We start from the raw sequence: 12,396 nt of genomic DNA, 5'->3' as shown, positions 1-12,396 counted from the left end.
CCTATGGCTATGAATCCTAACACAGCGAAATGGCTTAATTTCTTTGTATGTATCGCCGCATCGGTGGTGATCATCGGGGCGCTTTTCAAACTGCAGCACTGGCCTGGCGCAGACATTGCACTGATCCTGGGTCTGAGCGTAGAAGCCCTTATCTTCTTTGTTTATGCATTCGTTCCCGATAGCAGCCCTGCACCCGCAGCTGGTGGCGTGGTAGTTGCCGGCAGCCCCACCCTTGCCAAAATGGACAAGATGCTGGAAGAAGCCGACATCACGCCCGCTAACCTCAGCCGCCTGAGCGACAACTTCTCCAAACTGGGTACCACTGTCGACAAAATGCGCGACATTTCCGATGTAGTAGCCGCCACCGGCGATTACACCGCCAAAACCCGCGAAGCTGCCAACGCTATCGGTTCCGTGACACAGGCTTACACCAATGCAGCCGCAGCCGTATCTACCTTCAACAACGCTTCCGAATCTACCCGCAACTTCCACGAGCAGGTTCAGTCCATGACCAAAAACCTGGCCTCCCTGAACGCTATCTACGAACTGGAACTGCAGGATACCAATAACCACCTGAAAGCGATGAACAGCTTCTACAGCAACCTGCTTACGGCTTCCAAAGCCATGAGCGGCAGCGTAGACGATGCCAAGAAAACGCAGGAACAAATCACGCTGCTGGCCCGCAACCTCAGCAACCTGAACACCGTTTACGGCAACATGCTCACAGCCATGCAAGGCAGATAAGGTAACGCAATAGTGAATTAACAAGAGACATTCAATTCTAAAACTTGTAGACTACTATGGCATTACCAAAAGATCCCAGGCAGAAGATGATCAACTTCATGTACCTGGTACTTACTGCAATGTTAGCGTTGAACGTATCCGCCGAGATCCTGAACGCATTCGATATCGTAAACAATTCCATCACCAACTCCAACAGCTCGATCGCCAACAAAAACGATAAAACGTACAGACAATTCGAAAAATTGATGGCGAACGACGAAGGGAAAGTGAAACCGAGGAAAGAAAAAGCTGACCAGGTCCGCCAACTGTCCAACGACACCTATACCTACCTTGACTCTCTCAAGGAACAAATTATCGCAGCCGCCGGCGGTCGCAACGATGAAGGTGAGATCAAGAGCAAAGACAATCTTGATGCACCGACTCGAATCATGGAAAATCAGAAAAAAGGCCCCGCTCTTGAAAAACAACTGAGTGCCTACCGCAATCAGGTCTTGGCGCTGATCAATCCGAAAGACAGGCCTGCTTTTGATACCACGCTTCCGCTCCACGTAGAGCTGCCGGCCCAGAAAGGCCCGGTAAAAAAAGACTGGACGGCGTACCACTTCAACATGGTACCAACCATCGCAGCGGTAACGCTGCTCAGCAAATTCCAGAACGATATCAGGAATTCCGAGGCCATGATCATCGACAAATTGATGAAGGAAGTTTCGGAAGACGACCTTTCGTTCGACAAGATGGCGGCTTTCGTGTCGCTCAACTCCAAATCCTTTACCCCTGGCCAGAAGCTGAAAGCAACCGTAGTAATGGGCGCGTACAGCAGCACCGTAAATCCTACGATCGTGATCAACGGCCAGCCGGTAGTTGCCAGCGAAGGTAAAGGCGTATACGAACTGGAAGTAAAATCTGTCGGCGAATTCAAAATCGCTGGTATCATCGAACTGATGAAACCCAATGGACAACTGATTAAAGAGCCATTTGAAGAAACTTATAAAGTGAGCTCCGCAGCCACTTCCATTTCGGCCGATAAAATGAACGTGATGTATGTGGCCCTCCAGAACCCGATCTCCATCACCGCCGCAGGCGTACCGTCTGACAAGGTGAATGCTTCGATCAGCGGTTGCGGTGGCCAGATCACCAAAAAAGGCCCGGGCGAATTCGTGGTGACCGTCAGCTCAACCGGTAAAGCCGTAATTACGGTTACCGCAGAAATTGATGGAAAAATGACCACACTTGATTCTAAAGAATTCCGCGTGAAGAACGTACCCGACCCGTCTATCAAGGTAGGCCTCACCAAAGGCCCCACCATGAAAGCCGCCGAATTCAAAGTGCAGCAAGGCCTCCGTGCCGACCTGGAAGACTTCGTGTTCGATGGTGTCCGCTACGCTGTAGTAGGCTACCGTATGGGTATCGAATCGCGCAACCGCCCGTATGCCGAAGGCGACGCCACGTCCGAATTGTGGCCCGCCAACCCCGAGTTGCAGGGTGCCATCCGCGGCATCAAACCCGGCGACCAGGTGTATTTCGACAACATCAAGGTGAAAGGTCCGGACGGAAGGGTTCGTTCCATGCCCAACGTAAACTTCAAGATCAATTAACGTAAAAAAACCGTTACTGGCTATGCAAGCAGTAATATTGAAAAGGATCAGCCTGAGCGCATTGTTGCTGGTGTTTATCGCTTCTTCCGCCGACGCACAGTCGCGCCGCAGAAGAGGTAATACCGATCCGCAACCCGAGCCGCAGCAGCAGCAACCCGCACCCGTGACCAACCCGGCCACCGGCAACCCGGTAAACGTGCCCGCCGCTCCGGCAGGCACCGCACCTGCATCGCTCCGGCAAGACGGGGTCGGCACTCCGGTGGATACGCCGCGTAAATCGCTGCGGGTAGACGGGGTTTCCGAAAAGAGCCCTATCCGCGACCGCGTGCCCATCGCTTACGATCACATCCGTGAAGACGACAAGTTCTGGGAAAAACAGATCTGGCAGATCATCGATGTGCGCGAAAAGATGAACCTCCCCTTCCAGTACAACGTGGAAGATGAGACCGGCGTCAACCAGCTCCTCATCAATATCCTGCTTGCAGCGATCAAAAACAAGGAAGTTGAAGCTTTCAGCCCGATCGACGACCGTTTCAGCACCCTCATGAACTACGACGAGATCATGACCAAGCTCTCGGGCGAGGAAAGGACCGTTCGCAGCATCGACCCGGTTACCGGCGAGGAAAAGAACGTCACGATCCGCGACGAGTTCAACCCCGAAACGATCAAACAGTACAAGATCAAGGAAGTTTGGGTGTTTGACCAGGAAGCCTCCGCGCTGAAGGTCCGCATCCTCGGCATCGCCCCCATGGTATCCCGTATCAACGACGACGGTACCGTGCGCGCCACCATCCCCCTGTTCTGGCTCTATTATCCCGATCTGCGCCCCGTTCTGGCCAAATACGACGTATATAACCAGAATAACGACGCGTCTACCATGACCTGGGAAGACCTCTTCGAAATGCGCTTCTTCTCCAGCTTCGTTGTGAAGGAAAAGAACGCGTTCAACCGCGAGATCAGCAACTACATCAAAGACGGTGTAATGCGCCTCCTGGAAGGCCAGGCCATCAAAGACAAGATCTTTAACAAAGAGCAGGACCTGTGGGAATACTAATCTCCCATTCGCTCAAATCCTGCGAACAATAATGAGAAGCCGCTCCGGGTAATCCGGGGCGGTTTTTTTTATATCTTACAGCCATGCAGCAACTCCGTTCCGCCATAGATGCCGTTGTCCCGCTTCCGGAAGATGCCTGGGAAGACCTTTCCGGCTGCTTCCACCCGCTGGCCTGCAAACGGAAAACGGTGCTTACCGCCGCGGGAGACACCGAGCGGTATTGCTATTACGTGACCGAAGGGCTCCAGCGGGCGTTCGCCCTCGCGGAAGGACAAAAGGAAGCCACGCTGATGTTCTCCTATCCCGGTTCCTTTTCCGGCATCATCGATTCGTTTTTCCTGCAGCAACCCTCGCGATATTACCTGGAAACCCTTACCCAGAGCGCCTTTTTACGGATTTCGTACAACGATATCCAGCGGCTCATGCAGCAACATCCCACGATTGCCCGGTGGGTGCACATCGGCACCATGGCCGCCATGGCGGGTGTGATGGAACGGCTGATCGAAATACAGACGCTAGGCGCGGAGCAGAAATTCAGGCGCCTCCTGGCCAGGAGCCCGCATGTCCTCCAGCTCATCCCCCACAAATACCTCGCCTCCTACCTCGGCATCGATCCTGCTACGTTCAGCAAGCTATTAGGCGGCGTCCGGTTGTAAATCTTGGCGCAGACAAAGATTTCATGTAAATAGCCGGATTACCTTTGCATCGGATCATTAAATCTCTTCACATGCCTACCTTCCACGCAGTAACCCTGCTCAGCGAGCTGCAGCAAGACGTGAACAACCTTCGCGCAGCGGCAGAGCGTTACCTCGCCTCCCAACCCCACGACCTTCTCCTGCAACCGCCGGCGCCCGGCAAATGGTCTGCCATCCAGTGCCTGGAGCATCTCAACGGCTACGGCCGTTTCTACCTGCCGGCTTTCGACGAGGCATTCCGCAAATTCCTTTCCCAGAAACGCCCCGTGCCGGAGCAATTCCGCAGCGGGTGGCTGGGCAATTATTTTACGCAAACGATGTTGCCGAAAGACGACGGCAGCCTGAAAATGAAAATGTCCGCCCCCAAAAATCATAATCCCACTCCCCGGTTAGACGCGGCGCAAACGCTCGACGAATTCCAGGCGCAACAGGAATGGATGTTGTCGCTCCTGCAAGCCGCGAAGAAGATCGACATCGGCGGCATCCGGCTGCCGACCACGCTGTCGAAACTCGTGGCGCTGAAGGCCGGAGATACGTTCCGCTTCCTCATCGCCCACGCGCAAAGGCACATGCTGCAGGCTATCCGCAGTGTGGAAAAGGCACGTGGCGCAGACGTGGCTGCGGTCAATTTGCAGTACCTCTCCGAGACCGCCCGCTAACAATTTCCCGATCCCGCAAAATCGTTTGAAACTCAATGCTGTTGCAGGTTACAGCTAACGGCTATTTCGTGCTGATAACAAATACTTAACAACGGCACAGCCTCATACGCATTACTTTAGTAATGTGATAAAACACGCTTGCATGAACGTGTAATTGTCATGTTTCAACAACGAAGATCCACCGGCTGTCTGCCGGTCATCAAAAATAAATCTGTGTCTTTTAATGGTTAACTTGGGGAATAGAGCCTGGTTCTCAAACCGGGCTCTCTCTTTTGTAGGAAAGCGTGATTTTTTTGATGAGGTTTCGCTGCACCTTTTTTCCTGATCACAATCTTGTAGTATGATTTTTATGCTGATTTGATCGGTATTGTAGATGGCATTCCTGTTTCCAATAAGCATTGGTACGGACCAACGTGTTTGCATGTAGTTTGATGAAAGGAGATGGCGAGCCGGTTCCTTACACTGATCCTTCCTGCTTTTCTTTCCCGTTCGCGCCCTCCTGGCCATGAAAGTGCTCCCAGATCAGCGTCGCTTTTTTCAAGCCCACTTCCTTCACCAGTTCTTCTTTACTTAACGCTTTCACCTTATTGACCGACCGGTAGCTCTGCAACAGCTGCGTTGCCGTGTTTTCGCCAATCCCCTTGATCGATTCCAGCTCGTTCTTGAACGTGCCCTTGCTGCGCTTCTGCCGGTGGAATGTAATGCCGAATCGGTGCACCTCGTCGCGGACGCGCCGGATGAGCTTCAGGCTCTCACTGTCGTACGGGAGCTTGATGGAATCCTTGTCGCCCGGGAAGAAAATTTCCTCCTCGTTCTTCGCCAAACCCACCACCGTCATGCTGCCGATGAGATCGAGCTTGCGGATGCTTTCCATCGCTGCGCCCAACTGGCCTTTACCGCCGTCGATGATAACGAGTTGCGGCAACGGCTGTTCTTCTTCCAGCAGGCGCTTGTAGCGGCGGTACACCACTTCCGTCATAGACGCGAAGTCGTTGATGCCTTCCACCGTTTTGATATTGAAATGGCGGTAATCCTTCTTCGACGCCACACCGTCTTTGAACACGACGCAGGCCGAAACGGGATAGCTCCCCTGGAAGTTGGAGTTATCGAAACACTCGATATGAACGGGCAGTTCCTGCAGCTCCAGGTCGGCCTGCAGCTGGTACAGGACTTTCTTCACTTCCATATCGCTCTTGCCTTCGAGATGCAGGATCTTTTTCTTGCGCAGCTCTTCGCGGAAATAGTCGACGTTTTTGGTGGAAAGGTCGAGCAGTTTCTTTTTGTCGCCGCCTTTCGGGACGGTCACTTCCACATTCTCTTCCGGAAAATCGACGTGGAAAGGCAGCACGATCTCGCGTGCCAGGCTCTGGAACGCTTCGCGGAGGTACCCGATGGCGTATTCCAACACTTCCTCGTCCGTTTCCTCCAGCTTTTTTTCCAGCGTCACGGTTTTTGTATCGGCAATGGTGCCGTTGAGCACGCGCAGGTAGTTCACATAGGCGAAATTGCCTTCAGACAGGATGGTGAACACGTCTACGTTCCCGACGCGGCTGCTCACGATGGTAGACCTGGCCTGGTAATCCTGCAGACTGGCGATTTTCTTCCGTTCGATTTCCGCTTTCTCGAATTCCATGTTCATCGCATGCTCCTGCATTTTCGACTTGAACACGTTGAGCACGGGCGAGAGGTTGCCGCGGAGGATTTCCTTCACGGACTGGAGCCCTTCCCGGTAATCTTCGGCCGATTGCAGCCCTTCGCAGGGGCCTTTGCAGTTGCCGAGATGGTATTCCAGGCACACCTTGAACTTCCCTTTTTTGATGTTTTGTTCGGAAAGGTTGAGGTTGCAGGTGCGCAGGGGGATGTTGTACCGGATCACTTCCAGGAGCTCGCGCACGCGGCCCACGGAGGTGAAGGGGCCGAGGTATTCCGACCCGTCTTTGATCACGCGGCGGGTGAGGAAAACCCGGGGGAAGGGTTCGTGCTTGATGACGATGAACGGATACGTTTTATCGTCTTTCAGATCGATGTTGTATTTCGGGCGGAACTGCTTGATGAGGGCGTTTTCCAGCAGGAACGCGTCTTTTTCGTTGTCTACGATCGTGAACTCGATGTGGTGGATGTTGTCTACCAGCTTCCGGGTTTTGTAGTTGTCGTGGTGCTTGACGAAATAGGAGGAAACGCGCTTGCGGAGGCTTTTGGCTTTGCCGATGTACAGCAGTTCCCCGCCGGCGTCGAAATATTTGTAGATGCCGGCCTGGGTGGGAATGGTATGCGATATCCGGGAAAATTCCGCTGACGTCATTGCTGCGCTGTTAATGGGCGGAACTGGGCGATGGTTTCCATGTTTTCCGCTTTCATGAAGATGATTTTCTGATGGGAGCTGATGGAGAGCTGGCGATCGCGCTCGTAGACGATTTCCTGGCGGTATTCGTACACAGGGTTCTTTGTGTGGGAAGAGGCCTGGACGGATTTGATGCGCCGGCTGCTGTCGATCTCCACGATCAGTTGTGCAGGCCAGGTCTGTTTGCCGCGGGTGCGGTGGATGAAGGTCGTATCTCCCGAAAAATGATTGGGAATGGTATCGATGTCGTACGCATCCGCCAGCGAGGGACGGCTGATATCGGCGTCCATCAGCGGGCGGAAGAGCGCCTCCAGTCCTGCGCTGTCTTTCACCGGCGAAGAGACCGTTTGCCCGTTGAGGCGGATGGTTTTGGTGATCTGGAAGGGCGATTTCCGCATCCTGGCGATCTCGTCCCAGCAATAGTTCCCCAGCGCCCTGTAGCTATGGTCCCTCACGGCAACGGGCGCGCCGCCTTTGGGCTCGGGCAGCCGGCATCCGGTCATCAACAACGCAAAAAGCCCAGCAAATACGATTCTCATACCCACAAATTTAATGGTGTAGCCGTTATCGGCCTATAAAAAAAATGCACCGTGAATACGGCGCATCTGATGCATGAGCAAATCTGTCGAGAGCACTAAAAAACTTATGGTAATAGTAGAATATTCAGTTCCGGGGGAAGCCTTCCGGCTTCATCAGGTGTTAAACGGTAAGCGACACCGGAAAGTTACAGGCGGCGGAAAATAAAAAAGGGGCCGCCGGAGCAGCCCCTTTCGATGTATCCTGTTGAGGATTATACAAGTACGTTGCCGGTCATCTCCTTCGGGATGGGCAGGCCCATGAAGTGAAGGATGGTAGGGGCGAGGTCGCCCAGTTTGCCGTTTTTGATCTCACCCTTGAAATCGTTGCTGATGATGAAGAAAGGCACGGGATTGAGGGTGTGTGCCGTATTGGGCGTACCGTCTTCGTTGATCATGAAGTCCGCGTTGCCGTGGTCTGCCGTGAGGAAGATGGTGTAATCGTTCAGCAATGCGGTAGAAACTACTTTGGACACGCAGGCGTCTACGGTTTCCACGGCTTTGATGGCGGCCGGCCAAACGCCGGTGTGGCCCACCATATCGGCGTTCGCGAAATTGAGGACCACGAAATCGGCCGTGCGCTGCTCCAGCTCGGGGAGGATGGCGTCTGCCAGTTCAGGTGCGCTCATCTCGGGCTGCAGGTCGTAGGTAGCTACCTTGGGCGAGGGCACGAGAATGCGTTTCTCGCCTTCGAAGGGCGTTTCACGACCGCCGGAGAAGAAGAAGCTCACGTGCGGGTATTTCTCCGTTTCCGCGATGCGGATCTGCGTTTTGCCGTTCTTTTCCAGGACTTCGCCGAGGGTCATGGAAAGATTATCGTTTTCGAATATGACATGAACGCCCTTGAAGGCTTTGTCGTATTCGGTCATGGTCGTATAATTCAATGCCAGGGGCTGCATGCCGAAGTCGGGGAACGCTTGCTGGGTGAGCACTTCCGTGATCTCACGGCAACGGTCCGTGCGGAAGTTGAAGCAGATCACCGCGTCGCCCGGCTGGATGTTGCCGATAGGCTGCTGCTGCGCGTCGGTAACGATGATGGGCTTGATGAACTCGTCGGTCACGCCTTCCGCATAAGAGGCTTTCACGGCGGTCAGCACGTCTTGCGTAGGCGTACCGGTGCCGTTCACGAGCGCGTCGTAGGCGAGTTTCACCCTTTCCCAGCGCTTGTCGCGGTCCATGGCGTAATAGCGCCCGGTAACGGAAGCGATGCGGCCGGTGGTGGCGCCCAGGTGCTGCTGGAGATCTTCGAGGTAGCCGAGGCCGCCTTTGGGATCGGTGTCGCGCCCGTCGGTGAAGGCATGCACAAACACGTTTGTGAGGCCGCGTTCTTTCGCGATGGAGGCGAGGGCTTTGAGGTGGGAGATATGGGAATGCACGCCACCGTCGCTCACCAGGCCGATGAAGTGGAGGGCTTTATTGTTATTGCGGGCGTAGTCCATGGAGTCCTGCAAAACCTTGCTGGCGGCGAGCTCGCCATCCCTTACGGCTACGTTGATGCGCTGGAGTTCCTGGTAAACGATCCTTCCGGCCCCGATATTGAGGTGCCCTACTTCGGAATTGCCCATTTGCCCGTCAGGGAGCCCAACGTCTTCGCCGCAGGTGATGAGGGTGCTATGGGGATATTGTTCATAGAGGCCGTCTACGAAGGGGGTGTTTGCGTGTGCGATGGCGTCTGCGGCGGGCACCTGGCCCTGGCCCCAGCCATCCATGATGATCAGGATCGCTCTTTTAGTTTCCATACTTTAAATCCGGTTGTGCGTTGTGAATGAATCGGCCCGTGAAATTAATAATACTATCTTTCCCGGTGTTTAAAATTTTTGGAGAGGGGTTATATTTCAAGGGATTTTTGTATATTAAATTATTGTAATGCGCAATCTTGGGAAGTATAGCACAATAATGGTATATTTATTGAAAGTCAGCAAATTGGCATAGTTTTCGTGTCTTCTACGGTTGATAAATGTATTGCGATCAAAATAACGGATAATGAAAAAGTTAATCGTAGTGTTGGGGGTGTTCCTGCTCGGAGGGATGCTGACGGCTTTTACGCTGCTGGCGGGTCCTTTCGATGATGTGGTCAACGCCCTGAAAAAGGGAGACTCCGGTAACCTGAGCAAACTCCTGGACAACACGGTCGAGATCAACATGGCTGGCAGATCCAACTCCTACAGCAAAGCCCAGGCGGAAATCATCCTGAAAGACTTCTTCGGGAAAAATACCGTCAAAACCTTCGAACTGCTCCACAAAGGCGGCCCCGAAGGCGGCTCCCAGTTCGGTGTGGGCAACCTCAGCACCTCCGGCGGCAATTTCCGCACCTCATTTTTTCTCCAGAAAAAAGGGAACGCATTCGTCCTCAACGAACTGCGCTTCGAAAATAAATAGCACATTAGCAAGACGAACGCATTGAAAGGCTATCCGCTCCTAGGCGGATGGCCTTTTTGTTTGTAACTTGCCCTTTCATTCCCGATTGCGTTATGTTACAGAAAGAAGCATTGGAACAATTCATCAAAGCCGCACTGGCGGAAGATATCGGCTCGGGCGACCATTCCACCCTCGCCTCCATCCCCGCCGAAACCACCGGCACCGCCAGGCTCAAGATCAAGGAAGACGGCGTGCTCGCCGGCATGGAAGTGGCCGAAGCCATCTTCCGGCTGCTCGACGATTCCACCCGTTTCGTCCCCTTCAAAAAGGACGGCGAAACCATGCAGGCCGGAGAAGTCGCCTTTGAGGTCTCCGCCCGCGTGCGCACCCTGCTGAGCGCAGAAAGGCTCGTCCTCAACTGCATGCAGCGCATGAGCGGCATCGCCACGCTCACCCGCAAATACACCGACCGCCTCAAAGGATATCACACCCGCGTGCTCGACACCCGCAAAACCACCCCCAACTTCCGCATGCTCGAAAAAGAAGCCGTGCGCATCGGGGGCGGCGTCAATCACCGGATCGGACTGTACGATATGGTCATGCTCAAAGACAATCACATCGATTTCTCCGGCGGCATCACCCCGGCAGTTGAGCGCGTGGTGGCTTATCTGAAGGAAAAACAGCTCGATCTGAAGATCGAAGTGGAAGCGCGGAATATCGACGATGTGAAGGAGATTTTGCAGGTGGGACAGGTGCATCGCATCATGCTCGACAATTTCCCGCCGGAGCAGATCCCCCCGGCGCTCGACCTCATCAAAGGCCAGTACGAAACCGAAGCATCCGGCGGCATCACGATCGAAAATGTGGAGGCATATGCCAAAACAGGGGTCGATTTCGTGTCTGTCGGCGCCATCATACACCATGCCGTGAGCCTGGACCTCAGTCTCAAGGCCGTTATCCATTCCTGAGTCAATCTTCTTACCATTGCGGAAAATACTGATCATCATCAACCGGAAAGCCGGCACCGACCGCGAGAAATCCCTCGGCGCCGCCATCGCACGGCAGTTGCCGGAAGACCGCTTCCAGGTTGAGACCACTTATCTCCAATACCTCGGCCACGGTACCGACCTGGCCATTTCAGCCGTAGACCGCGGCGTAGATACCGTTGTGGCCGTGGGAGGCGACGGTTCCATCAATGAGATCGCCCAGGGCCTCGTGGGCTCGAAAACGGCGCTGGCCATCGTGCCCCTCGGCAGCGGGAACGGCCTGGCACGGGCGCTCAACATCCCGCTCGACGTGGACCAGGCGCTCGCCATCGTAGCCGGAGGCAATAAAAGGCCCATGGATGCGGGTTACGCCAACGAGCACCTCTTTCTCAGCAACGCGGGCGTGGGTTTCGATGCGGTGATCGCAGACCGTTTCCGGCACAGCAAAAAGCGCGGGCTCATCAATTACGCGCGGCTCGTGGTGGGCGGATTTTCGACTTACAAACCCGCGGTTTACAAGATCCGGATGGACGGGAAAGAGACCGAAGCGCCGGCGTTCCTCATGACCGTCGCCAACGGCAACCAGTTCGGGTACGATTTCAAACTGGCGCCGCAGGCCAGCCTGTTCGACGGGCGGCTGGACGTCTGCATGGTGCGCCCGCTCCGTTTCTGGGACCTGCTGCCGCTGAGCATCAGTTCGCTGCGGGGCAATATCGGCGAGAGCCGCTACATGCAACATTTTACCGGACAAGAAATAACAGTGGCCAGCCCCGATCTGTCCTGCCTGCAGGTGGATGGCGATGCGGTGCCGCTGACGCAGGGAAAAACCGTTCATTTTAACGTGGTGCCGGGCGCGCTCCAGATCCTGGTGCCCAACGGCTACTAAAAAACGCAAGTTATGAGCAAGAAAAAATCCGCCTCCAACGGGATCGTTTATTCTACTGATCCCAACTTTTCGTACCCGCAGGAACCCACTGAAGAAGCCGCTACGCTGGCGCCTGCGGAGCAGCGCCTCCGCGTGAAGCTGGACACGAAGCAGCGCGCCGGTAAAACGGTGACCGTGGTGGAAGGGTTCGTGGGCACGGAAGCCGATCTCGAAAAACTCGGCAAGGAACTGAAAACGAAATGTGGCACCGGCGGCTCGGTAAAAGAAGGGCTGGTGCTCATCCAGGGCGATTACCGCGACAAAGTCCTCCAGTGGCTGAAAGGCTGGGGGTATAATGTGAAATAAATCATGTTCATCGAACGAAAAAGGGAGCGCACCGGCAGGAGCGCTCCCTTTTTATTTGGCGTTACCGTAGCCTTACAGTACTCGTTCAGTACAGATATAGTAGGGATACCGTACTGTAACCGTATTGGCACCGTAGTGGCACGAATTTGAGCAATTGC

12 protein-coding genes are annotated in these 12,396 nt (G+C 54.5%); 9 read left to right on the top strand and 3 right to left on the bottom strand.

The window, feature by feature from the left end; genetic code table 11:
* Positions 1-9 precede the first annotated feature (9 nt).
* The 5 genes from gldL to ACQKLP_RS24625 all read left to right on the top strand — a co-directional run bounded on the left by gldL (position 10) and on the right by ACQKLP_RS24625 (position 4,747).
* Positions 10-744 carry a gliding motility protein GldL gene (gldL, locus tag ACQKLP_RS24645; protein WP_240646559.1) on the top strand — a complete coding sequence of 245 codons (735 nt, stop codon included), beginning with the start codon at positions 10-12 and terminating at the stop codon, positions 742-744.
* 56 nt (positions 745-800) lie between these two features.
* Positions 801-2,339 (top strand): gliding motility protein GldM, encoded by a 1,539-nt coding sequence (gene gldM, locus ACQKLP_RS24640; protein ID WP_427325736.1) that lies wholly within the window; start codon positions 801-803, stop codon positions 2,337-2,339.
* A 22-nt stretch (positions 2,340-2,361) separates the two neighbouring features.
* Complete coding sequence (gene gldN, locus ACQKLP_RS24635; protein WP_427325735.1) at positions 2,362-3,393, top strand: gliding motility protein GldN; 1,032 nt, start codon at positions 2,362-2,364, stop codon at positions 3,391-3,393.
* 83 nt (positions 3,394-3,476) lie between these two features.
* Positions 3,477-4,049: a Crp/Fnr family transcriptional regulator gene (locus ACQKLP_RS24630; RefSeq protein ID WP_427325734.1), complete on the top strand. Its 573-nt coding sequence runs from the start codon at positions 3,477-3,479 to the stop codon at positions 4,047-4,049.
* Between the two features lie 71 nt (positions 4,050-4,120).
* Positions 4,121-4,747, top strand: coding sequence for a DinB family protein (locus tag ACQKLP_RS24625; RefSeq protein WP_427325733.1), 627 nt, complete (start codon positions 4,121-4,123; stop codon positions 4,745-4,747).
* Positions 4,748-5,204: 457 nt separating this feature from the next.
* Here ACQKLP_RS24625 and uvrC read toward each other — a convergent pair whose 3' ends face one another.
* The 3 genes from uvrC to gpmI form a co-directional block, all read right to left on the bottom strand.
* Complete coding sequence (uvrC, locus tag ACQKLP_RS24620; protein ID WP_427325732.1) at positions 5,205-7,049, bottom strand: excinuclease ABC subunit UvrC; 1,845 nt, start codon at positions 7,047-7,049, stop codon at positions 5,205-5,207.
* Positions 7,046-7,627 carry a hypothetical protein gene (locus tag ACQKLP_RS24615; RefSeq protein WP_427325730.1) on the bottom strand — a complete coding sequence of 194 codons (582 nt, stop codon included), beginning with the start codon at positions 7,625-7,627 and terminating at the stop codon, positions 7,046-7,048. The genes uvrC and ACQKLP_RS24615 overlap by 4 nt, the downstream gene beginning before the upstream one ends.
* Positions 7,628-7,878: 251 nt before the next feature.
* Positions 7,879-9,402 carry a 2,3-bisphosphoglycerate-independent phosphoglycerate mutase gene (gene gpmI, locus ACQKLP_RS24610; RefSeq protein ID WP_427325729.1) on the bottom strand — a complete coding sequence of 508 codons (1,524 nt, stop codon included), beginning with the start codon at positions 9,400-9,402 and terminating at the stop codon, positions 7,879-7,881.
* Positions 9,403-9,646: 244 nt separating this feature from the next.
* Here gpmI and ACQKLP_RS24605 point away from each other — a divergent pair, with 244 nt between their 5' ends.
* The 4 genes from ACQKLP_RS24605 to ACQKLP_RS24590 all read left to right on the top strand — a co-directional run bounded on the left by ACQKLP_RS24605 (position 9,647) and on the right by ACQKLP_RS24590 (position 12,238).
* Positions 9,647-10,042, top strand: coding sequence for a DUF4783 domain-containing protein (locus tag ACQKLP_RS24605; RefSeq protein WP_427325728.1), 396 nt, complete (start codon positions 9,647-9,649; stop codon positions 10,040-10,042).
* Between the two features lie 92 nt (positions 10,043-10,134).
* Entirely contained in the window at positions 10,135-10,989 is an 855-nt protein-coding gene (gene nadC / locus ACQKLP_RS24600) for a carboxylating nicotinate-nucleotide diphosphorylase (RefSeq protein ID WP_427325727.1), read from the top strand.
* 16 nt (positions 10,990-11,005) lie between these two features.
* Positions 11,006-11,893, top strand: a complete 888-nt coding sequence (locus tag ACQKLP_RS24595) for a diacylglycerol/lipid kinase family protein (RefSeq protein ID WP_427325726.1) — start codon at positions 11,006-11,008, stop codon at positions 11,891-11,893.
* Positions 11,894-11,905: 12 nt separating this feature from the next.
* A complete protein-coding gene (locus ACQKLP_RS24590; protein ID WP_427325725.1) occupies positions 11,906-12,238 on the top strand; it encodes a translation initiation factor in 333 nt (110 codons plus the stop codon).
* The last annotated feature ends 158 nt before the right edge of the window (positions 12,239-12,396 follow it).

Source organism: Chitinophaga sp. NPDC101104, from assembly GCF_050277495.1.
In the GTDB taxonomy this organism is placed as follows: Bacteria; Bacteroidota; Bacteroidia; order Chitinophagales; family Chitinophagaceae; genus Chitinophaga.
The sequence above is the reverse complement of the archived record's forward strand: the minus strand, read 5'-3'. Positions and strand labels throughout refer to the sequence as shown.